19 protein-coding genes and 1 pseudogene are annotated in these 21,145 nt (G+C 73.6%); 9 read left to right on the top strand and 11 right to left on the bottom strand.

Features of this window, described 5'->3' with window-relative positions:
* Positions 1–27: 27 nt before the first annotated feature.
* Positions 28–1,005: an AraC family transcriptional regulator gene (locus H7X46_RS08935; RefSeq protein WP_186358961.1), complete on the bottom strand. Its 978-nt coding sequence runs from the start codon at positions 1,003–1,005 to the stop codon at positions 28–30.
* 122 nt (positions 1,006–1,127) lie between these two features.
* Between H7X46_RS08935 and H7X46_RS08930 the strand changes: the two genes are divergently transcribed.
* Together H7X46_RS08930 and H7X46_RS08925 are read left to right on the top strand one after the other, a co-directional pair.
* Entirely contained in the window at positions 1,128–1,907 is a 780-nt protein-coding gene (locus H7X46_RS08930; protein ID WP_186358960.1) for an SDR family oxidoreductase, read from the top strand.
* Between the two features lie 15 nt (positions 1,908–1,922).
* Entirely contained in the window at positions 1,923–3,596 is a 1,674-nt protein-coding gene (locus H7X46_RS08925; protein ID WP_186358959.1) for an NAD(P)/FAD-dependent oxidoreductase, read from the top strand.
* Here H7X46_RS08925 and H7X46_RS08920 read toward each other — a convergent pair.
* From H7X46_RS08920 to H7X46_RS08910, 3 genes and pseudogenes are all read right to left on the bottom strand, one after another.
* A pseudogene (locus H7X46_RS08920) lies at positions 3,530–5,074 on the bottom strand (ATP-dependent acyl-CoA ligase); the annotation flags it as partial. The gene H7X46_RS08925 and the pseudogene H7X46_RS08920 overlap by 67 nt on opposite strands.
* 8 nt (positions 5,075–5,082) lie before the next feature.
* A complete protein-coding gene (locus H7X46_RS08915; protein WP_186358958.1) occupies positions 5,083–5,415 on the bottom strand; it encodes a hypothetical protein in 333 nt (110 codons plus the stop codon).
* 55 nt (positions 5,416–5,470) lie between these two features.
* Positions 5,471–6,289 (bottom strand): IclR family transcriptional regulator, encoded by an 819-nt coding sequence (locus H7X46_RS08910; protein WP_186358957.1) that lies wholly within the window; start codon positions 6,287–6,289, stop codon positions 5,471–5,473.
* A gap of 224 nt (positions 6,290–6,513) precedes the next feature.
* Between H7X46_RS08910 and H7X46_RS08905 the strand changes: the two genes are divergently transcribed.
* Positions 6,514–7,311, top strand: a complete 798-nt coding sequence (locus tag H7X46_RS08905; protein ID WP_370588667.1) for a cyclase family protein — start codon at positions 6,514–6,516, stop codon at positions 7,309–7,311.
* 14 nt (positions 7,312–7,325) lie between these two features.
* On the opposite strand, the gene H7X46_RS08900 is transcribed toward H7X46_RS08905, so the two are convergent.
* Positions 7,326–8,468, bottom strand: coding sequence for a thiolase family protein (locus tag H7X46_RS08900; protein WP_186358955.1), 1,143 nt, complete (start codon positions 8,466–8,468; stop codon positions 7,326–7,328).
* Positions 8,469–8,668: 200 nt separating this feature from the next.
* On the opposite strand from H7X46_RS08900, the gene H7X46_RS08895 reads away from it, so the two are divergent.
* Positions 8,669–10,006: an MFS transporter gene (locus tag H7X46_RS08895; protein ID WP_222131247.1), complete on the top strand. Its 1,338-nt coding sequence runs from the start codon at positions 8,669–8,671 to the stop codon at positions 10,004–10,006.
* 37 nt (positions 10,007–10,043) lie between these two features.
* Entirely contained in the window at positions 10,044–10,916 is an 873-nt protein-coding gene (locus tag H7X46_RS08890) for a PaaX family transcriptional regulator C-terminal domain-containing protein (protein WP_186358953.1), read from the top strand.
* Positions 10,917–10,934: 18 nt separating this feature from the next.
* Here H7X46_RS08890 and H7X46_RS08885 read toward each other — a convergent pair whose 3' ends face one another.
* Together H7X46_RS08885 and H7X46_RS08880 are read right to left on the bottom strand one after the other, a co-directional pair.
* Positions 10,935–11,528 carry a dihydrofolate reductase family protein gene (locus tag H7X46_RS08885; RefSeq protein WP_186358952.1) on the bottom strand — a complete coding sequence of 198 codons (594 nt, stop codon included), beginning with the start codon at positions 11,526–11,528 and terminating at the stop codon, positions 10,935–10,937.
* An 87-nt stretch (positions 11,529–11,615) separates the two neighbouring features.
* Entirely contained in the window at positions 11,616–12,089 is a 474-nt protein-coding gene (locus tag H7X46_RS08880; protein WP_222131246.1) for a MarR family winged helix-turn-helix transcriptional regulator, read from the bottom strand.
* 82 nt (positions 12,090–12,171) lie between these two features.
* Between H7X46_RS08880 and H7X46_RS08875 the strand changes: the two genes are divergently transcribed.
* Complete coding sequence (locus tag H7X46_RS08875; RefSeq protein WP_222131245.1) at positions 12,172–12,621, top strand: nitroreductase/quinone reductase family protein; 450 nt, start codon at positions 12,172–12,174, stop codon at positions 12,619–12,621.
* A gap of 116 nt (positions 12,622–12,737) precedes the next feature.
* Here the strand turns inward: H7X46_RS08875 and H7X46_RS08870 are convergent, their stop codons facing one another.
* The 4 genes from H7X46_RS08870 to H7X46_RS08855 all read right to left on the bottom strand — a co-directional run bounded on the left by H7X46_RS08870 (position 12,738) and on the right by H7X46_RS08855 (position 17,936).
* Entirely contained in the window at positions 12,738–13,145 is a 408-nt protein-coding gene (locus H7X46_RS08870) for a RidA family protein (RefSeq protein WP_186358950.1), read from the bottom strand.
* A complete protein-coding gene (locus tag H7X46_RS08865; protein ID WP_222131244.1) occupies positions 13,142–14,890 on the bottom strand; it encodes an indolepyruvate oxidoreductase subunit beta family protein in 1,749 nt (582 codons plus the stop codon). Before H7X46_RS08865 ends, H7X46_RS08870 begins: the two co-directional genes overlap by 4 nt.
* A complete protein-coding gene (locus H7X46_RS08860) occupies positions 14,890–17,055 on the bottom strand; it encodes an indolepyruvate ferredoxin oxidoreductase subunit alpha (protein WP_186358949.1) in 2,166 nt (721 codons plus the stop codon). The genes H7X46_RS08865 and H7X46_RS08860 overlap by 1 nt, the downstream gene beginning before the upstream one ends.
* A 194-nt stretch (positions 17,056–17,249) precedes the next feature.
* Positions 17,250–17,936 carry a GntR family transcriptional regulator gene (locus H7X46_RS08855; protein ID WP_186358948.1) on the bottom strand — a complete coding sequence of 229 codons (687 nt, stop codon included), beginning with the start codon at positions 17,934–17,936 and terminating at the stop codon, positions 17,250–17,252.
* A gap of 145 nt (positions 17,937–18,081) precedes the next feature.
* Here H7X46_RS08855 and H7X46_RS08850 point away from each other — a divergent pair, with 145 nt between their 5' ends.
* Genes H7X46_RS08850 through H7X46_RS08840 form a run of 3 tightly spaced genes read left to right on the top strand, consistent with a single transcriptional unit; the run spans position 18,082 to position 21,106 of the window.
* Entirely contained in the window at positions 18,082–19,374 is a 1,293-nt protein-coding gene (locus tag H7X46_RS08850) for an MFS transporter (RefSeq protein ID WP_186358947.1), read from the top strand.
* Positions 19,371–20,141: an aldolase/citrate lyase family protein gene (locus tag H7X46_RS08845; protein WP_186358946.1), complete on the top strand. Its 771-nt coding sequence runs from the start codon at positions 19,371–19,373 to the stop codon at positions 20,139–20,141. The genes H7X46_RS08850 and H7X46_RS08845 overlap by 4 nt, the downstream gene beginning before the upstream one ends.
* On the top strand, positions 20,138–21,106 hold the full coding sequence (locus tag H7X46_RS08840) for a C-terminal binding protein (protein WP_186358945.1): 969 nt from the start codon (positions 20,138–20,140) through the stop codon (positions 21,104–21,106). The genes H7X46_RS08845 and H7X46_RS08840 overlap by 4 nt, the downstream gene beginning before the upstream one ends.
* Positions 21,107–21,145: the final 39 nt, after the last annotated feature.

Raw genomic sequence — 21,145 nt, 5'->3', positions numbered from 1 at the left:
CCATCCGTTCCGCGCGGCCGGTGTCCGCTATCCGCGCAGGGTCGCCGACGGCGACTCGCCCCACCGCCGGCGGTAGGCGACGGCGAACCGGCCCAGGTGGTGGAAACCCCAGTCGGCGGCGACCCGGGAGACGGTGCACCGGGTCGGGTCGGCCGCGCGCAGCTCGGCACGCACCCCGGCCAGGCGGGCCTCGCGCAGCCGGGCGGTCGGCGTGGTGTCGAGGTGCCGCCGGAAGCCCTCCTGCAGACTCCGCACCGACAGCCCGACGGCCTCGGCGACGTCGTCGACGGTCAGCGGCTCGCGGGCGTGGTCGTCGATCAGCGCCGCGGCCCGGCGGATCACCTTCGGGGCGGCGGGGCCCGGGTCGGCGGCCTCCTCGAGCAGCTCCGTGGACGCCGAGTGCGGGACGGCCGCGAGCAGCTGGCCGAGCACCAGCTGCTCGGCCTGGGCACGCAGCACCGGGTGCGCCAGCCCGCCGGGACCGTCCAGGTCGGACCGCACCAGGTCGACGGTGGACAGCCACGACCGGGCCGACGGCGTCGTCAGGTCCAGGCCGGCGGCGAGCCGCAGCGGCGTCCTCGGCGGCCGGCCGAGCATCCGCCGCAGCTGCGCGTCGAGGGCCGCCCGGTCCACCCGGACGATCAGCTGCTCGTTGCCGGCCTCCCAGGTCATGTCGAGGCCGGCGTCCGGGTCCGGAACCGACGCCGTCGCCGGGTCGGAGACGACGTCGGTCCCGCCGGTGCGCACGAGGGCGCGGCCGGACAGCGGGATCTGCACGAGCAGGAACGTCCGCAGCGGCTCCGGGCGGATCCGCACCGTCGTCCCGTAGGCGAGATAGGACAGCCCGATCGCGCCGAAGCTCGCCGAGTTGAAGCGCACCGGCGCCGGCGTGGACCGCGCAACCGGTTCCAGCCGGTGCGGGCAGAACACCTCCGCGACCCGTGCGCGCGCCTCGTCCAGGTCGGGCGAGCGCACCCGCCGGTACCCGTTCAGCACCTCGGCCACGGCACCTCCTCGCGCCCGGCGGACAGCGCCCGCGCAGTGGGGATAGTCACGCCCACCATATATCTAAATCATGACCGCATTCACGATTCCGCTAGATGCAGTTCGTTGTCCCGGAGGTTCCGATGAGCGCCCTGCACGGCCGCACGGTCCTCGTGACCGGCGGTTCCACCCTGGTCGGGCACGGTGTCGCCCGCGCCCTGCACGCGGCCGGCGCGACCGTCGCGATCGCCGACGTCGACACCGAGCGAGCCCGGCCCCTGCTCGACGAGCTCGGTCCGCGCGCCACCTTCCACCCCACCGACATCACCGACGACGACGCGGTCGCCGCGACCGTGTCCGCCGCGGCCGCGCACGGCCTGCACGGCCTGGTCAACCTGGCGTGCAGCTACCTCGACGAGGGCCCCGACACCGGGCGTGCCGACTGGCTGCGCGCGCTCGACGTCAACGTGGTGTCCGCCGTGCAGGTCACCCGGGCCGCGCGGCCGCACCTCGCGGCCACCGGCGGCGCCGTCGTCAACCTGACCTCGATCTCGTCGAAGGTCGCCCAGACCGGCCGCTGGGTCTACCCGGCCGCCAAGGCGGCGCTGGTCCAGCTCACCCGCTCGATGGCCATGGACCTGGCCGGCGACGGCATCCGGGTCAACTCGGTCAGCCCCGGCTGGACCTGGTCCAAGATCATGGACGAGCTCAGCGGCGGTGACCGCGCGAAGACCGACCGGGTCGCCGCGCCGTTCCACCTCACCGGCCGTACCGCCGACCCGGACGAGGTCGGGGCGGTCGTCGCCTTCCTGCTCTCCCCCGCCGCGTCCGCGGTCACCGGTGCCGACTGGGCCGTCGACGGCGGCTACTCCGCCATGGGCCCCGAACGGGCCGTCCCGGCCATCCCGCAGCTCGCCGACTGAACAGGTGGACCACCCATGAAGATCGCGATCGTCGGGGCCGGGTTCGCCGGCCTCTCCTCGGCCAAGGTGCTCACCGGCTTCGGCCACGACGTCACCGTGTTCGAGAAGGCGCCGGACGTGGGCGGCGTCTGGAGCCGCACCCGCCGCTACCCGGGGCTGACCACGCAGAACGACAAGGGCACGTACTCGCTGTCGGACTACCCGATGCCGCGCCACTACCCCGAGTGGCCCACCGGTCAGCAGGTCCAGGAGTACCTCGAGTCGTACGCGAGGCACACCGGGATCCGGGAGCGGGTCCGCACCTCCACCGAGGTCGTGTCCGCCGAGCCCCGCCCGGGCGGTGGCTGGACGGTCACCACGGGCGACGGCACCGAGGGGTTCGACCACCTCGTCGTCGCCAACGGGATCTTCTCCGAGCCGTTCCTGCCGGAGTTCCCGGGCACCGGAGCCTTCCGCGCCGCCGGCGGCCGCTACTGCCCGCCCGCGGAGTTCACCGACCTCGCCGACGCCCGCGACCGGCACGTCGTCGTGATCGGCTACGGCAAGTCCTCCTGCGACGTCGCCGTCGCGCTCGACGCGGTGTCGGCCTCGACGACGGTCGTCGCGCGGGAGCTGCTGTGGAAGATGCCGCGCCGGATCGGCGGCGCGCTGAACTACAAGTACCTGCTGCTCACCCGGCTCGGCGAGGGCCTGTTCCGCTACGCCCGGCTCGCCGGGTTCGAGCGGTTCCTGCACGGCCCCGGCAAGGGGGTACGGGACGGGATGATGGCCGGCCTGCAGGCCCAGATCGTGCGCCAGCTCAAGCTGGCGGACCTCGGCCTCGTCCCGCACGGCTCGCTCGAGGACATCGCCCGGAGCACCGTCAGCCTCGCGACCGAGGGCTTCTACGAGGGCGTCGCCGACGGCTCGATCACCGTGCACCGCGACACCGTGATCGGCTCGCTGGGCGCGCGGGACGGCCGCCCGGTCGCGGTGCTGGCGGACGGCACGGAGATCCCGGCGGACGTCGTCGTCGCCGGGACCGGGTTCCACCAGCGGGTGCCGTTCCTGCCGCCCGAGGTCCGCGACCGGCTCGTCGACGAGCGCGGCAACTTCGAGCTGTACCGGCAGATCCACCCGCACACGGTGCCGGACCTGAGCTTCTGCGGGTACAACTCGTCGTTCCTGTCGCCGCTCTCGGCCGAGGTCGCGGCGCTGTGGATCGGCGTCCACCTGGCCGGCGGGATCGACCTGCCCCCGCTGCCGCAGCGGCGGGAGTTCGTGCAGCAGCGGCTGCGGTGGATGGAGGAGCGCACCGAGGGCCGGCACGCCCGCGGGACCAACATCATCCCGTTCTCGCTGCACAACATCGACGAGATGCTCTCCGACCTGGGTGCGGGCATCGGCCGGCGCCGGCGGCTGGTGGAGTGGCTGCTGCCGGTGAACCCGGGCGCCTACGCCCGGGTGGCGGCGGAGCTGATGGCCCGGCACGCACCCGGGCCGGTCGCGGGCCCGGGCCGGGACCCCGCCAGTCTCCGCACGCTGAGACCGGCCCGGGCCGCATCGCCTCACCCGGCCGGCGCGGCCGCCCGCTGCCGGTCCCACAGGCCGTCCGCGCCCCGCGCCCGCAGCTCCGCCTTCCGGACCTTGCCGTTGGTCGTGCGGGGCAGCTCGTCGAGGACACCCACGAACCGCGGGATCGCGAAGTAGGCCAGCCGCGGCTCGCACCACCGGACCAGCTCGTCGGGGGTGAGCATGCTGCCGTCCCGCAGCACGACCGCGGCGGCGACCTCGTCCTCACCGAGCTCCGAGGGCAGCGCGTAGGCGGCGGCGAGCTCGACGTCGTCGTGGGCGAGCAGGACCTGCTCCACCTCGAACGACGAGATGTTCTCGCCCCGCCGCCGGATCGCGTCCTTGATCCGGTCGACGAACCGGAACCATCCCTCGGGCGAGCGGACCACGCCGTCCCCGGTGTGGAACCACAGGTTGCGCCACGCCTCGACGGTCGTGGCCGGTTCACCGTGGTAGCCGGTGGCGAAGGCGAACGGCTCGTCGGACCGCAGCACGAGCTCGCCGACCACCCCGTCGGGCACCGGGTTGTCGCAAGCGTCGACGACCGCGGCCGCGAACCCCGTGCGCACCCGCCCCATCCAGCCCGGACGCTGCTCCTCGGGCGGGGCCGCGATGCAGGCGTTCGTCTCGGTGGAGCCGTATCCCTCGACCAGGCGGACGCCGAACCGCTCGCGGAACGGCTCCATCACCGACGCCGGCGTCCCCGGCGCGAGCGCGATCCGCACCCGGTGCGCACGATCGGCCGGGGAGGGTGCGGTGGCGTGGACGATGTTCACGATCGCACCCAGCAGGTAGGTGACGGTCGCGCCGGACGCGGCGAGCCGCGACCAGAACCGGGACGCCGAGAACCGCGGCCCGACGTGGAAGGTGGCCCCGCTGACCAGTGCCTGGAAGAAGGCGTTGAGCGCGTTGGTGTGGAACAGCGGCAGGCAGGTGTAGAGCACGTCGTCCGGGCCGATCCCGAGCGACTCGGAGACCAGGATCCCCCACCAGTAGAACTGCGCGTGCGGGCACTCGACGCCCTTGGCCGGTCCGGTGGTCCCGGAGGTGTAGAGGATCACCGCGGTCGTCCCGGGGGTCACCGCGGCCGGCGCCACCGGGCCTGCGGGCGCCGGCGGCGCGACGACGCGGTAGTTCTCCGGCACCCGGGCCGGGACACCATCGAGCGCCCAGACCTCCCGCAGCGCGGGGGGCGGCGCGATCGGCCCCAGTGCCTCCACCAGCGCCGAGTCCGTCACCAGCAGCACCGCCCCGGAGTGGACGAGCTGGTGGCTCAGCCCCGGCCCGCGCAGCGCGGTGTTCAGCGGGACGGCGACGGCACCGAGCCACGCGCACGCCAACGTCAGGTCGAGGATCTCGACCCGGTTCTCGCACATCAGCGCCACCCGGTCGCCCTCCCCGATCCCGGCGGCCCGCAGCGTGCCGGCCGCGGCCGCGACCGCGTCGGCCGTCTCCGCGTAGCTGCGCTCGAGGTCGTCGGTCCGCAGCAGCGGCGTGTCGCCGTACCGCTCGGCCTGGTACCGCAGCAGCCCCGGAACGGTGCGCAGCTCCGGGGGCAGGTCCCGCAGCGGTGCTACCGGGACGCCGTCCCGTACCGGCCGCGGTGTCGTCGTCACGCGGTCGTTCACGGGCCCACCGTCCCGGTCGTGCGGTCGTGCGGGTCCGGGACGTGCACGGCACCGGGCACACCGGGCACCGCGCTCAGCGGCAGCCGGTCACCGGGTCCCGCCTCGGCCTCCACCCGTCCCAGCAGGCGCGGCCCCTCCGGCAGCCGGACGGTCACCATCCGGACGCCGGTCCCCGGCGCGTCGGTCACCTCCTCGACCACACCCTCCCGTGCGGCGCGCGGGCTCGACCCGGTGTCCCGGCACACCGGGCAGACCAGTCGCCGCGGGAAGCAGGCGTGCCCGCGCCCGCACCACCACACCCGGACCCCGGGCCCCGTCTCGATCGTCATGCGTTCCTCCGTCACCTCGAACACCGGCGACGATCGGCCGCACCCGACGCGACGGTCAATCGGGCGGGCCGGTGAGCGGACCGAACCCGCCCGGGGCGGTGGCGAGCCGCTCGTGGACGGCCCGGGACACCCCGCGGGCCGCCTCCCGCAGCCGCGGCACCAGCCGGTCGACGTGGAACTGCGGCAACGGCTGGGCCGCCGAGACGGCCGCGTACACCGCGCCGTCGGGGCCGGCGACCGGCACCGCGACGCTGCCGAACCCGGCGGCCGCCTCCTGCCGTTCCAGCGCGAAGCCGCGCCGGCGGATCGTGTCGAGCTGGTCCCGCAGGTCCGGCCACGACCCGACGCTGAGCGAGGTCATCCGGGCGAACGGTGTCGTCGCGAGCTCCGCGCAGACCCGCTCGGAGTCCGGGTGCAGGGCGAGCAGCACCTTGCCCGACGAGGTGCACGTGGCCGGGAAATGCCGGCCGACGTCGGAGTGCGTGACCACGTGCGCCGAACCGGTGATCTTCTCGACGTAGCGCACGCAGATCCCGTCGAGCACGGCCATGTGGATGCTGGCCCGGGTGTCGGCGTAGAGGTCGGTCAGTACCGGGCGGGACACCGCGCGGAGCACGGCGGCGATCGGGACCCGCTGCCCGAGCTCGAACATCCGCACCCCGATCTGGTAGCGGTCCCCGACCCGCTCGAGCAGCCCCCACCGCACCATCTCCTGGGCCAGCCGGTAGGTCGTGCCCTTGGGGACGCCCGAGCGGCGGCTCAGCTCGGTCAGCCGCATCTGCAGCGGGCCCGTGTGGAAGGCGCTCAACAGCAGCTGGACCTTACCCAGGACGCTCTTCCGGGCCTCGTCCGCCGGTTCCGGGTCCGACGTCATCACCGACCCTCCCGCACCGTGCCGCGGCGACGGCGGTGTGCCGCGGCCGACCTGGTGGAGGGCGATGCTACTGCCGACCGGGCGCGCAGGCGGCGTTCCGGCCAGCGAACCGGATGCTCGACAGGGACGGCCCGCTGGCATTGCCTGGCGCCCCCGCCCGGTGGCCCGAGCGGGAAGCGGAGCGCCGTCCGACGAGGGCCGGCGCACGACTCGGGAGGACGACCGTGACATCCACGACCGGGACCGACGTCCTGCACGACCTGACCTCCGTGTTGCGGGACGGCCTGCTGGACGTCGTCGACCTGACGACCCCGCTGAGCGCCGACACACCCACCCTGCAGCTGCCCGCCCCGTACGCGAACCTGATCGACTTCAGCCTCGAGGAGGTCAGCGCGTTCGACGGCGGCGGCCCCCTCTGGCGGCACCACAACATCCACACCGGGGAGCACGTCGGTACCCACCTCGACGCGCCCCGGCACTGGATCTCGCACGCCGACGGTGACGACGTGGCCTCGGTCCCGGTGACCCGCCTGGTCGGCCCGGCAATGGTCGTCGACCGCTCCGCCGACGCTGCCCGCGACCCGGATTTCCTGCTCGAGGTCGACCACCTCCGGGAGTGGGAGGCCGAGCACGGTCCGCTCCGCGCGGGCGGCTGGTTGCTCTACCGCACCGGTTGGGAATCCCGCGGGGGCGACCGCGACGCGTTCCTCAACGTCGTCGACGGTGTGTCCCGCACCCCCGGGATCTCGGCCGAGTGCGCACGCTGGCTCGCCGAGGAGACTCCCGTCGCCGGCTTCGGGGTGGAGACGGTCGGGATCGACGCCGGGAACGGGTTCTCCCTCGACCCGCCGATGCCGGCCCACCACCACCTGCTCGCGAACGACCGGTACGGCGTCACGTCGCTGCGCAACCTCGGGCTCCTGCCGGCCACCGGCGCCGTCGTGGTGGTCGCGCCGCTGCCGATCGTCGGGGGCACCGGGAGCCCGGCCCGGGTGCTGGCGTTCGTCCCGGGCCGGGGATGACGATGACCTCCCGGTCAGCGGCCGGCCTCCAGCACCACGGCGTTGGCCATCGCCCCGTATCGGTACAGGACCATGCCGTAGCCGGTCACGAGCGCGTGCCGGGCGTCCGGAACCTGGCGGTCCCCGGCCCGGCCCTGGAGCTGCAGCACGGCCTCGACCAGGAAGTGCATGCCGCCCGCGGCTCCGGCCTGCCCGGCGGACAGCTGGCCGCCCGAGGTGTTGAGCGGCCAGCCCGCGCGGTCGATCCGGTCGTGCAGGAAGGCCCGCAGGTCGTCACCGGGGACGCAGCCGAGGTCGGCGAGCTGGATCAGCGCCATCACCGGGTAGTCGTCGTAGACGCCGGCGAGGTCGAGGTCCTCCGGACCGACACCGGCGCCGTCCCACAGCCGGTCCCGGACGTGCGCGAGCCCGGTCTGCAGGCCGTCGCCGTCCTGCTGGTCGGGGTTGTGCCGCCCGGCCAGCGCCCGGACCCGGGCCCGCGGGCGGCCGGCGGCGTCCGCGTCGCGTTCGACGACGATCGCGTCGGCCCCGGACACGACCGGCACGCAGTCGAGCCGGCGCAGCGGGGTGGTCACGACCGGGGCCGCGAGGTAGTCCTCGACGGTCATCGGGTCGCGGTAGACGGCGCCGGGGTTCCGGCCGGCCCACCGGCGCTGGGCGACCGGGATCCGGGCGTAGTCGGTCTCGGTGAGGCCGGTCGCCCGCGCGTGCCGGGTCGTGAGCTGGGCGAACGCGGCGTTCGGCCCGCCGAAGCCGAGCGGTGCGAGGTGGTCGCGGGTCGCGGTGTTGTAGTTGTCCACCAGGTCGGCGAAGTCGGCGGGTCCGAAACGGTCACCCGCCACCAGGACGATGCAGTCGGCGTCCCCGGCCTCCACCGCGCGGCGGGCCAGCATGAGCAGGTTGATCCCGCTCGCGCCGCCGTGCGGGTCCTCGACCAGCCAGCGCAGGGTCAGCCCCATCCGCCAGGCCAGGTCGACGGCGTGGTCCGGCCGGAGGGTGAAGCTGCTCAGGCCCAGCCCGTCCACCCGGTCCAGGTCGATCCCCGCGGCACGCACCGCACCGAGCACCGCCCCGGCGAGCAGCCCGCCGGTCGAGCAACCGGGATCGGGATGCCTGCTGTAGGGGACCTCGTAGGCACCCGTGACGACGGCGGTCATGGCCACTCCTTCCGGCGGATCACGAAGGACGCTCGCTCCGACCCGCGAACGCGCCCGCACCACCACGATCGCGCGGCAGCACCGGCCGCATGTGTTACCCGGCTCCGGCGCTTTCCCGGGCGCCACGGTCCGCTCAGCGAACCCGGCACACGGCACAGCCACCGACCGGCTCCCGTCCGACCAACCCGAAAGGCCACACCGTGAGCACTCCGTCCCGCCCGCCCACACCGCCCCCGTCGACCAGCCGGTACGGCGTCGCCTCCGTCGTCGGGAACGCGCTGGAGTGGTACGACTTCTTCCTCTACGCGACCGCCGCGTCGATCGTCTTCGGCCCGCTGTTCTTCCCGACGACCGGTGACCCGCTGATCGGCACCCTCGCCTCGCTCGCGGGGCTCACGGTCGGCTTCATGGCCCGCCCGCTGGGCGGCGTGATCTTCGGCCACATCGGGGACCGGTTCAGCAGGCGCAGCGCCCTGGTCGCCACGCTGGCGATCATGGGTGTCGCGACGTTCGCGATCGGCCTCCTGCCCACCTACGAGACGGCCGGGGTCCTGGCGCCGGCGCTGCTGGTCGTGCTGCGCGTGCTGCAGGGCACGGCCGCGGGCGGCGAGTGGGGCGGCGCGGTGCTGATGATCAGCGAGAACGTGCCGGCGGAACGCCGCGGGTTCCTCTCGGCCTGGAGCCAGGCCGGCCTCGCGCTCGGCTTCGTCCTGTCGTCGGGTGTCTTCCTGCTCACCCAGGTGATGCTCGGCGACGAGGCGTTCCTCGCCTGGGGATGGCGGGTTCCGTTCCTGGTCAGCGTGGTCGTGGTCGGGGCCGGGATCTACATCCGGTTCCGGATCCCGGCCGAGCACGGCGGCCACGACACCTCCGCACAGGACGCCCCGCCGCGGCTGCCCGTCGTCGAGGTGTTCCGCACGCAGCGGCGCAGCCTGCTGCTGGCGATGGCGCTGCGGGTCGCCGAGAACGGCGGGTCCTACATCTTCCTGACCTTCGCCCTCGTCTACGGCAAGCACGTCGGGGTGCCCCAGGAGCTGCTCCTGCTGGGAGTCATGACCTCGATGACGGCCGCGATCGGCACGATGCTGTTCTTCGGCCACCTCTCCGACCGCGTCGGGCGCGGCCCGGTCTACCTCGGCGGGGCCACCGGCCTGGCACTGCTCGCCTTCCCGTTCTTCTGGATGATCGACACCGGGATGCCGGCCGTGGTCCTGCTCGCGTTCTTCCTCGGCAACGGGTTGTGCCACGCGGCGATGATCGGCACGCAGCCCGCGTTCTTCACCGAGCTCTTCAGCCGGGAGGTGCGCTACTCGGGCCTGTCGCTGGCCCACGAGCTGGCCGCGGTGTTCGCGGGCGGGTTGTCCCCGCTCATCGCCACCGCCCTGCTCGCGACGACCGGCAGCTCGGTGCCGGTGGCGCTGTACGTGATCGGCCTGGCACTGGTGACGATCGTGGCGCTGCTGGTCACGTGGCGGTCGGCCGGCCTCACCGGCCGCCGACCGGGGCCCGCGGTCCGCGACCCCGAACCGGCGCGCTGACCGCGGGCCGGCCGCCCGACCTCGTATCATCTCTCCTGTGACGACAGTCGCCGATGCGCTAGAGCCGGGTGAGGGCCGCGACGGATCCCTGAGCGAGCTGACCGCCGTCCCCCCGCCACGCCGGCTCATCGTGAGCGTCTACGGCCTGTACTCCCGCGAGCGCGGTGGCGCGCTGTCGGTCGCGTCGCTGGTCCGCCTGCTCGGCGACCTCGGGGTCGACGGCCAGGCGGTCCGCTCGGCGGTGTCCCGCCTGAAACGGCGCGGGCTGCTCGAACCGGAGCGGGTCGGCGGCGCGGCCGGGTACCGGCTGTCGGCGGCGGCGTCCGACCTCCTCGCCGAGGGCGACGAGCGGATCTTCTCCCGCCGCCGGGCCGGCGCGGACGAGGGCTGGCTGCTGGTCGCGTTCTCGGTGCCGGAGAGCGCGCGCGACCAGCGCCACCAGCTGCGGAGCCTGCTGATCCGGCTGGGGCTGGGCACCGTCGCGCCCGGCCTGTGGGTGGCCCCGGCACACCTGGAGGCGGAGACCTCGCACGCCCTGGAACGGGCCGGCCTGCGCGGCTACACCGAGCTGTTCCGCAGCCGGCACGTGGCGGGCCGGCCGCTGCACGAGACGGTCGCCTCGTGGTGGGACCTCGAGGCCCTCGAAGCCCAGTACGCGGCGTTCCTGGAGCAGCAGGAGCCGGTCCTGCGGAAATGGCAGTCCTCCGAGGGGACGCCCGCGCAGGCGTTCGCCGACTTCGTCACGCTGGTGACGGTGTGGCGGCGGCTGCCCTACCTCGACCCCGGCCTGCCGCTGGAGGCGCTGCCCGACAACTGGGTCGGCAGCCGGGCCGAGGAGCTGTTCGGGAGCCTGCGCGCCCGGCTGGCCGGCCCGGCCCGCGAGCACGTCGGCCGGGTCCTCGGCTCCTGAGACGGGCCGGTCCGCCGGTCACCGGCGGACCGGGTGGACCAGGTGCAGGACCCGGTCGCCCTCGACGACGACGCGCGGGTCCTCGAGCAGCTGCGGGCCGCCGGTGAACGAGCCGTAGAACCGCTTGCCGCTGCCGAACACGACCGGGACGAGGTCCGAGTGCACCTCGTCCACCAGTCCGAGTGCGAGGGCCTGTCCACCGACGTCCCCTGCGGTGACCGAGACGTCCCCGTCACCGGCGAACGCCTGCGCCTGCGCGATCGCGCTCGCCACGCCGTCGGTGACGAAGGTGAACGGCGCGTCCGGGTACGGCCAGTCCGCCGGCACCTGGTGGGTGACGACGAAGACGTGCTCCCCCGCTGCGGGCACACCGCCCCAGCCGTTCGTGATGTCGAACAGCCGGCGCCCGATCACGGTCGCGCGCACGCCCGACCATTCGGACCGGATGTAGGCGGCGCTGGCCGCGCTCACCCGGAACACCCGGTCGGGATCGCCGAGGGTCACCTCGACGTCGCCGTTGCCGTACCAGTCGAACAGCGGTCCGACGCCGTCGTCCTCGGCGGCGACGAAGCCGTCGAGCGAGACCACCGCTCCCATCAGTACCTTGCCCATGACCGCTCCCCTGCCGTGTGCGATGCGGATCCCGACACGGGAGCAGACCGCCCTCGTCTGCTCAACTCATCGGTTGATTACCCGGGGTCAGCACGCTCCGGGCGCGTTCCCGGGTCCGGCCTGCAGTCCGGGGTGGACGCCGTGCTGCAGCCCCGCCCGCGCGGCCGCGCGGTGGAGCAGGTGCAGGAGCGCCTGCCGGTCGTCGTCGCCGAGCAGTTCGGCGTCGAGCTCGTCGGCGATCCGCTCGGCGTGCCCGAGGAGCTCGCGCCCGAGGTCGGTGAGCCGGACGGCGTGCGCGCGGCGGTCGTCCGGGTGCTTGCGGCGTTCGGCGAGCCCACGCCGCTCCAGGTCGTCGATCAGGCCGACCACGACGTTGCGGTGGATGCCGAGCCGGGCACCGAGCTCCTGCTGGGTCACGTTCCCGCCGGCCGACAGGTAGGTCAGCATCCCGAACTGGCGCGGCCGGAGGTCCAGGGGTTCCAGCCGCCGGCCGAACTCCGCGGCGACGTGGAAGCCGAGCTGCGACAGCAGGAAGCTGGGCCGGTCCGTCAAGGAACTCACGGAAGCTGATAGTACTCGGTGGTGATAGTCACCGTGAGTGCGTACTTTGGGAGTGGTCACGACGGCACACGGAGGTACGGCGATGACCACCACGACCGGCCCGCTGCAGAAGTACGTCGACGCCGCGATGCGGAGGCTGCTGCGGTCGCCCCTGCACGGCGTCCTGAGCCGGAAGATCATGTTGCTCGAGGTCACCGGACGGAAGAGCGGCAGGCGCTACACCATCCCGATCGCCTACGGCGAGCACGGCCACGAGGTGCTGATCGGGGTCGCGGAAGCGAGGTGGCTGCACAACCTGACGCCCGACCGGCCGGTCACGGCGACGGTACGGGGCCGCCGCCGCGAGCTGTACCCGCAGCGGGTGACCGACGAGGACACCGTCGCCGCCCTGTACCCGCACATCGTCGCGGGCAACCGGGCGCACGCCCGGTTCCAGCAGCTGCGGGTCGGCCCCGACGGCTCGGTCCACCGTGACGACCTGCGCCGCGCGCTCGCCCGCGGCCTGGCCCTGATCCGTCTGCGGCCCGCATGACCGGGGCACGTGCGACCGGTAGCGCCCGCCCGCCCGGCAGTGGCACGCGGTGTCGGCGCCGGACCGAGTCGATCAGCACGCTCCCGCCCCGACCGGGACGGATGCGTGCCTCTCGGTCAGGCCCGGCGCGCCGCGACCGCCTCGATCTCGATCATCGCCTCGGGCTGCCACAGCGCCGTGACCCCGACCCCCGTCATCGCCGGGTAGGTCCGCCCGCACAGCTCCTTCCAGACGGCGCCGATCTCCTTGCCGCGGGCCTGGTATCCGGGGATGTCGGTCAGGTAGATCCGCACCGACAGCAGGTCGGACGGTTCCGAACCGGCGGCCCGCAGCGCGGCGAGCACGTTGGACAGGGCCTGACGGAACTGGTCGACGATGTCGCCGTCGACGATGGCCCCGCTCGCGTCCATCGCGGTCTGGCCGGAGAGGTGGACGGTGTCGGCGTGCCGGACGGCGTGGGTGAAGCCGGACGGCTTCGCCAGCGTGTCCGGGTTGATGAGCTCGATGTCGGTGGTTCCGGTCATGACCTGGTCCTCTTCTTCCTCGTGTCGGGGGTCGTGGGGAGGCCGGCGCCGGACAGCTGCGCGCGCAGCGCGGCGCCGTCCTCGTCGGCCTGGGCGGCGGAGCGGAGCCGGGCGAGCACCGCGGCGGCGTCGTCGGTCCCGCGCAGCCGCCGGGCCGCGCCCATGAGCAGGGCGAAGCTGTCGTTGCCGTGTGCGTAGGTGGCGCCGTAGCCCTTGAGGACCTGCTGGCATTCGACGATCTCGCCGGCCAGCGCGGTATCGGTTCCGGCGACGTCGAGCGCGAGCGACATCCAGTCCTCGATCGCGCCCTGCTCCTCCACGAAGCGCAGCGAACGCGGGCGCAGCGGTCGCAGCCGGGCCATCGTGGACAGCATCGTGTAGCCGGTGGCCGACGTCGTGTTGAGGACCATCCCGTCCCGGGTGGCGCGGTCGACGGCGCGGGTGAACGCCCGCGACCGGCGCAGGATCTTCCCCAGCCGGTAGGGCAGCGTGTCGGTGATCTCCTCGGACTGCGGGTGCAGGTACTCCCGGACCTGGCTCACCTGCGCCCGTGATGCGTGTGCCTCGGCGCGGACCCGCTCGAGCCGCTGCCGGCGGGTCTTCTGCAGCGCCACCTGGATCGTGTCCTGGTAGCACATCCACAGCGCCAGGTGCCGGGCCGCCGCGGTGGTGAGCCGGGCGTCGCCGCCCGGATCCGGGTCGGCGGCGGCGAACGCGCGGACGCGGTCGAGGTAGCGCCGGGCGTAGTCGACGTCCTGGTAGAGGCCGGTGCGGACGAGCCCGTGCAGGACCGTCGACCGGGCCGCCGCGGGAAGGCCGGCCACGGCGCGGGCGAGCGGGCGCAGGTCCGGTCCGACGAGGGACTCCGGGTCGGACGCGGCGATCGCGTTCCGGCGGGCCTCCTCCCTCGCCTTCTCCTCCTCCGGCGACACCGGTCGCGGGCCGATCGTGATGTCGACCGGCGCGGGGCGGCGCGGCGGGGGCGCGAGCTCGACCGGAACGGGTCCCGTTCCGGCTCCCGCGTCCGGCGCGCCCTCGGCGGGAGCACCGGACGGCCGGTCGAGCGCCGACCGCGCCGCGTCGAACCCTCCGGCGAACGCGGCGAGGCTGGCCTCGACCCCCTTGCCCGCGTCGCGGATCGCCCGCTCGCACTGCTCGCGGGTGAACGGCAGCGCGCCCGAGCCGGCGACCGCGCCGAACAGGGCCGCGGAGATCACGCTGCGGTGCTCCGCGGCGATCGCGGCGAAGTCGGCCGCGACGAGCCGTTTCGCGGCTTGAGCGGCGGCCGCCAGGAGCTGCGCGGAGTCGACCCGGCCGTCCCCCGGGTGCATCTTCTCGTCGATCGAGTAGACCCGGTTGGTCGAGGCGATCAGCGTCGTCCGGTCCGGGGTGGCGAACCCGCGCTGCACCGCGCGACCGCACTCCATCAGCTCGGACGCGACGACGACGTCGACCTCGCCCGGCGACGGGAACACGCTCAGCACCGGCTCCGGCCGCCCGGAACCGTCCACGTCGGACGTCGGCGGGTACAGCTCGACGTAGTACACGGTCGCCCCGGTGCGCTGCGCGACACCGGCGACCGACGTCGACTGCGCGTGGTGGCCGGCCCGCTCGGCGACGGCGACGATCCAGTCGGCGAGCACGCCGCCGCCCTCGCCGCCCATGGCGAGCACGGCGATCGTGATCGGGCGGGCGCCGGTGTACCACGAACCGGTCTCCGCAGGCGCGGGCATGACGGTGGGCATCAGGCCTCCATCCGGGCGGCCCGGGCCTCGATGCCCCGGGACGCGAGCGAGATCCACCACGACCGGAGCCGGGCCAGCAGCCGCTCCGAGACGGTGGGGTTGTCGACGACGTCGGTGCGGTAGAACGACGGGCAGAGCACCGCGGCGTGCGCGTTGTTACCGCAGACCCCGCAGCCGACGCAGCTGTCGAGCACCGTCGCGATCGGATCGGTCCGCAGTGGATCCGGGTTGTCGGTGATCGTCAGCGACGGGCATCCGGAGATCCGGATGCAGGCGTGGTCGCCGGTGCAGGTCTCCGGGTCGACGCCGAACCGCTCCCGGACGACGCGCTCGCCGCGCTTCAGCTTCGCGGCGCGCTCGGACTTCACCCGCCGCTGCCGGTTCAGCTGGCACTCGGACTGCATGACCAGCAGCTCGGGACCGGACTCCTTGCGGCGGAACGCGGCCAGGAAGGCGTCCTTGACCCGCTGAACGTCGTAGGTGTGGTCGATCGTGGTCGCGCGGGTGATCCCGAGGCCGCGGGCGGCCTTCTCGATCGGGTGCCGCGTCGAGCGGCGCTCGGACTCGGCGTGCGAGCTCAGCACGTCCTGCCCGCCGGTGGCGGCCGCGTAGTCGTTGTCGACGACCACCATCACCTGGTCGGACTTGTTGAACACCGCGTTCCCGACGCCCGAGACCAGCCCGTTGTGCCAGAACCCGCCGTCGCCCATGATCGAGACGGGGCGTTGCGACGACTTCCCGCCGGCCAGCGCGGAGGCTCCGGCCGCGCCCATCCCGTAGCCCATCGTCGTCGCCCCGATGTCGAAGGGCGCGTTGATCGCGAACAGGTGGCAGCCGATGTCCGCGGAGATCTGGTGCTGCCCGGTCTCCCGCTCGGCCAGCTTCAGCCCGGAGAAGATCGGCCGTTCCGGGCAGCCGGTGCACAGGCCGGGCGGCCGCGGCCGGACGACCTCGGCGGCGACCCGTGGGGCGAGCGGGCTGCGCGGGTCGGCCGGGTCGAGCAGCAGCGACGGCCGGTGGGTGACGACGTCCGGGGTGTACTTGGTCAGGAACTCGTCCAGGCCGCGGGTCACGACCTGCGAGGTGTACTCCCCCGAGGCCGCGAGCATGTCCTTGCCGTGCAGCACCGTGGTCACCCCGGCGCGGCGCAGGATCGCGTGCAGGTTCTGCTCGATGTAGTCGGGCTGGCCCTCCTCCACCATGATCACGGCACGCTTGCCGGAGCAGAACTCGATGATCTCCGAGTCGACGACCGGGTAGGTCACGTTCATGACGTAGGTCGGGACCCGGGTGCGACCGAACGCGTCGGAGCAGCCGAGCAGCTCCATCGACCGGTTCAGCGTGTTGTACAGCCCGCCCTGGACGAGGATCCCGACCTCGGACGCCTCCGGGGAACCGGGGAAGACCTCGTTCATCCCGCGCTCGCGGATGAACTGGACGGCCTTCGGCCAGCGCTGTTCCAGCTTCTCCTTCTCGTGGGCGAAGCTCGCCGGCGGCAGCACGATCCGGTCGACGGACCGCCGCGGGTCGTCGGCGGCCTCGGCGACGGTCATCGGCGGTCGCCGGTTGTCCTTGGCGACGAACCCGCCGTGCAGGTGACAGGACCGCAGCCGCAGCTCCAGGAACACCGGGGTGTGCGACGCCTCGGACAGCTCGAAGCCGGCCTCGACGGCGTCGACGATCGCGGTCGTGTTCGGCCGTGGGTCGAGCAGCCACATCTGCGACTTCATCGCGAACGCGTGCGAGCGCTCCTGCATGATCGACGAACCCTCGCCGTAGTCCTCGCCGAGGATCACCAGTGCGCCGCCGGTCACGCCTCCGGAGGCGAGGTTGGCCAGCGCGTCGGAGGCGACGTTGGTGCCGACCGGGGACTTGAACGTGATCGCGCCGCGCAGCGGGTGGTGCACCGAGGCGGCGAGCATCGCGGCCGCGGTCGCCTCGGAGGCGGAGTTCTCGAACCGGACGTCGAGCTCGTCGAGGATCTCGCGGGCGTCACCGAGGACGTCCATCAGGTGCGAGATGGGGGCACCCTGGTAGCCGCCGACGTAGGCGACGCCGGACTGCAGCAGCGCCTTCGTCACGGCCAGGATCCCCTCGACGTGCAGGGTCTCGCCCGCGCCGGCGCGCAGCTTCTGCACCTCGGCGGCGAAGGACCGTTCGGCCATGGACTACTCCTCGTCGTGATGGTCGTGCGGCGCTCGGCCGGACCCGCCTCCCCGCCGGACGTGCGGGGCGAACGCGCGCGACGAGCCGTCGAGGCAGGTATAGCGTCTAGTCGACGTCCGTAATGAAAGCACGATGCAGGCCGGCCCACAACACTCCACCGGCAGCGGGCGCGCCCCACCGCCGGTCCGATCGGTCAGAGCGCGTCCGGGCAGGCCATCCCTTCCAGGATGTGCCGCTCGAGTTGTTCCATCGCGACCTGCGGATCACCGGCGGCCACGGCCCCGCGCAGCGTCCCGAGCAGGTCCGCGTGCCGCCGCACCAGCCCCTCACGGCCTCGGCCGTAGGCATCGGTCTGCCGCATCGCGAGCTCGACCTGGTCCCGCAGGGCGCCGTAGGACGCGTCCAGCCGGGCCTGGCGGGCACAGGCGACGAGCGCCTCGTGGAACGCCCGGTCGGCGGCGATGACCGTCGCCTCGACCCGGGAGTCCGCCGCCACGCGCAGGTCCTCGAGCGCTGCCGCGGCCGGACCGAGCGAGAGCCGCTCGCGCACCACGACCCGGACCGCCAGGGTCTCGTGCCCGACCCGCATCCGGGCGAGCTCGCGGATGTCGGACTCGGTGAACCGCGCGATGACGTAGGAGCGGTTCGGCGGCTTGAGCAGCAACCCGGACTGCTCGAGCATGCGCAGCGCCTCGCGCACCGGCGCCCGGCTCACCCCGAGCTGTTCGGCGAGCACGGAGTCGCGCAGCCGCTCCCCGACCTCCAGCTCCCCGTCGAGCACCGCGCGGCGCAACCGCGCGTGCACCTGCTCGACGAGGCGGCCGGGCCGGCCGGCCGGCACCTCGGTCGGGCGGTCGAGCACAGGAGGAACCTCAGTCATCCTCCGATGATGTCATAGACACTCTTGACAAGTGTCGACACTTTTGACCACCCTTCCGTGCCATCGGGCACGACCGCGTCCGGTCTCCAGCCCTCCGTCTTCCGCCCTCCGTCGGTCGACGTCGCCTCGTCGGATCGGAGTCCCTGTGACCAGTTCCCCTCCTGCCGAGACAGCACCCGGGGTGCGCAAGGCCGCGCGCCGGCTCGTCCCCCTCCTCGGCGTCTGCTTCTTCATCAACATCATCGACCGCACCAACGTCTCCATCGCCGCGCTCGAGATGAACGCCGACATCGGTCTGTCGGCCGCCGCGTACGGCCTCGGTGCCGGGATCTTCTTCATCGGCTACTTCCTGTTCGAGCTGCCGTCCAACCTGGCGCTCGACCGGTACGGCGCGCGGCGCTGGATCTTCCGGATCATGCTGACCTGGGGCCTGATCTCGGCGGGCATGGCGCTGGTCGACGGCCCGACCTCGTTCTACGTGCTGCGCTTCCTGCTCGGCGCGGCGGAGGCGGGCTTCTTCCCCGGCGTCGTCTACTACCTGCGGCAGTGGTTCGGCCAGCGGGAGTTCGCCCGTGTCCTGGCGGGGATGTCCGCGTTCGGTCCCGCCGCCAACGCGCTGAGCGCGCCGATCTCGACCTGGATCCTGGTGACGCTGGGCTGGCAGTGGGTGTTCGTCATCGAGGCCGTGCCTGCCGTCGTGCTCGCGGTGGTGGTCCTGAGGTACCTGCCGGACCGGGTGGAGGACGCGCGGTGGCTCACTCCCACCGAGCGTGACGAGGTGCGCGAACAGCTCCCGGACCCGACGAGCGGGCACGTCCGGCTGCGCGAGGCGCTCACCGACTCGCAGACGGTCCTCATGAGCCTGCAGTACTTCCTGATCATGACCAGCAGCTACGCCCTGGTGCTGTGGCTGCCGCAGGTCATCAAGGCCCTCGGTGTCTCGACCGTGGCCACCGGGTGGCTGACCGCCGTGCCGTTCGCGGTCGCCGCCGCCGGCATGGTCTGGTGGGGACGGCACACGACCCGCACGGGCGAGTACGTCTGGCACGCCGTTGTGCCGTGCGGGGCCGGTGCCGTCGCCTTCCTGCTCGGTGCCTGGGTGAACAGCGCAGTCATGTCGATGTTCCTGCTGAGCGTGGCGGCGTTCGCCGTCTACACCGGAGCCAGCGCCTTCTGGGCCCTCCCTCGCCGCTTCGTCACCGGTGCGGCCGGTGCCGCCGCGCTCGCCGTGGCCAACAGCTTCGGCAATCTCGGCGGCTTCGTCGGCCCCTACCTCACTGGCTGGATCCGCGAGTCGACCGGCAGTTTCGACCTCGCTCTCGCCGCGCTCGCCGTGCCGCTGCTGCTCGGCGGGCTCCTGACCTTCCGCACCGGCCGCAGCCGGCCCGGACCGATCACCGAACGAACGACCACCCCCCACTCCGGAGAGACCACGTGACCGTGCACGACCTGCGTTCCCGCATCCTCGAGTCCCCGCTGCTGACCACCTTCGCCGGGCTCGGTAGCACCGCGGCGATCGAGGTGCTCGGCTGGGCCGGCTTCGACACCGTCTGCGTCGACGCCGAGCACTCCGCCCTCGACCCGTCCACCATCGCCTCGATGATCCGCGCCGCGGACGCCGTCGGCGCCGCGGTCCTGGTCCGGGTCCCCGACCACGGCTCCGACATCGGCCGGGTACTGGACCTGGGCGCCGCGGGAGTCCTCGTGCCCCGCGTGGAGTCCGCGGAGCAGGCCCGCGCGGTCGTCTCCGCGGTCCGCTACCCCCCGGACGGTGCACGCGGCGCCGGCCCCGGCCGGGCCGCCCGGTACGGCACGACGATGCCGGAGGAGGTGGCCACCGCCAACGCGCGCGTCCTGTGCGCCGTACAGGTCGAGACGGTGGCCGGCGTCGAGGCCGTCGAGGAGATCTGCGCGGTCGAGGGGCTCGACGTCGTGATGGTCGGGCCGGGGGATCTCGCCGTCTCGATGGGCGCCCCGCCCGGGTCACCCGCACACGACGCAGCGGTGGAGAAGATCCTCACCGCGGCCACGGCGGCCGGTCGCTCGACCGGTATGTTCTGCCTCGACCCCGAGCAGGTGGAGCGCTTCGCCCGCCGCGGCGTCCGGATGCTCGTCATGGGTTCCGACGCCGGTCTCCTCGGCGCCGCCGCCACGCAGGCGCGCGACGCGGCCGCCGCCGTGCTCGAGGCGCAGGTGCGGTCGTGAGCGCCCGGCCGATCGTGGTGAAGACCGACGGGCTGCTCGAGGTGGAGCCCGGCGACGTCGACGTCTTCGCCGGCCAGGAGGTCGACTTCCGGGAGCGGACCTGCCTGACCGAGGACGAGCTGGTCGACGCCTGCGCCGACGCGAGCGGGCTGCTGGTGCTGCGTGAGCCGATCACCGCCCGGGTGCTGGATGCGCTCCCCGCCTGCCGGGTCGTCTCGCGGTTCGGGATCGGGCTGGACACGATCGACGTCGACGCGGCGACCCGGCGCGGCGTCCAGGTCACGAACGTGCCTGCCGCCAACATCACCGAGGTCGCGGCGCACGCGGTCGCCATGATCATGGCGCTGACCCGCCGTCTGCCCGGCTACCACGACGAGGTCCTCGCCGGCGGCTGGAACTTCCGGTCACCCCACGGCGAGATCCGGCGGCCGGGTGAGCAGACCGTCGGCCTGCTCGGGTTCGGCCGGATCGGGCGGCGGGTCACCGCCGCGCTCACCGCCGTGGGGTTCCACGTACAGGTCCACGACCCCGGGAAACCCGACGACGAGGTGGTCGCCGCCGGTGCCCGTCCCGCCGGAGCCGACGAGGTCGTCGAGACCTCGGACGTCCTCTCGCTGCACCTGCCGCTCACCCCGCGGACGCGGGGAATCCTCGACGCCGCCGCACTGGCCCGCACCCGGCCAGGGGTCGTCGTGGTCAACGTGTCCCGCGGCGGCCTCGTCGACGAGGAGGCGCTGGCCGACGCCGTGCGCCGCGGCCACGTGGCCGGTGCCGGGCTCGACACGTTCGCGCAGGAGCCGCTGCCGGCCGACAGCCCGCTGCGGGGCCTGCCGAACGTGCTGCTCAGCCCGCACGCGGCGCACTACTCGGCCGACTCCTACCAGGAGACCCGTCGCACCGCGTTCGCCGACGTCGCCCGGGTGCTGCGCGGGGAACCACCTCGTCATCCCGTGAACCGGGTGTGACCCCGGGCGTGAGCCGGCGTGGGACGGCACGGTCCGGCG

Source organism: Pseudonocardia sp. C8, from assembly GCF_014267175.1.
Classification (GTDB): domain Bacteria; phylum Actinomycetota; class Actinomycetes; order Mycobacteriales; family Pseudonocardiaceae; genus Pseudonocardia.
Note: the sequence above shows the minus strand (reverse complement) of the source record. Positions and strands in the feature narration are given on the sequence as shown.

Bases quoted from the DNA above. Each gene is read 5' to 3' on its own strand.
- H7X46_RS08875 (WP_222131245.1), top strand. From the start codon at position 12,172: ATGACCACCACGACCGGCCCGCTGCAGAAGTACGTCGACGCCGCGATG.
- H7X46_RS08860 (WP_186358949.1), bottom strand. From the start codon at position 17,055: ATGGCCGAACGGTCCTTCGCCGCCGAGGTGCAGAAGCTGCGCGCCGGC.
- H7X46_RS08885 (WP_186358952.1), bottom strand. From the start codon at position 11,528: ATGGGCAAGGTACTGATGGGAGCGGTGGTCTCGCTCGACGGCTTCGTC.
- H7X46_RS08870 (WP_186358950.1), bottom strand. From the start codon at position 13,145: ATGACCGGAACCACCGACATCGAGCTCATCAACCCGGACACGCTGGCG.
- H7X46_RS08910 (WP_186358957.1), bottom strand. From the start codon at position 6,289: ATGACGTCGGACCCGGAACCGGCGGACGAGGCCCGGAAGAGCGTCCTG.
- H7X46_RS08865 (WP_222131244.1), bottom strand. From the start codon at position 14,890: ATGCCCACCGTCATGCCCGCGCCTGCGGAGACCGGTTCGTGGTACACC.
- H7X46_RS08855 (WP_186358948.1), bottom strand. From the start codon at position 17,936: ATGACTGAGGTTCCTCCTGTGCTCGACCGCCCGACCGAGGTGCCGGCC.
- H7X46_RS08925 (WP_186358959.1), top strand. From the start codon at position 1,923: ATGAAGATCGCGATCGTCGGGGCCGGGTTCGCCGGCCTCTCCTCGGCC.
- H7X46_RS08930 (WP_186358960.1), top strand. From the start codon at position 1,128: ATGAGCGCCCTGCACGGCCGCACGGTCCTCGTGACCGGCGGTTCCACC.
- H7X46_RS08900 (WP_186358955.1), bottom strand. From the start codon at position 8,468: ATGACCGCCGTCGTCACGGGTGCCTACGAGGTCCCCTACAGCAGGCAT.
- H7X46_RS08915 (WP_186358958.1), bottom strand. From the start codon at position 5,415: ATGACGATCGAGACGGGGCCCGGGGTCCGGGTGTGGTGGTGCGGGCGC.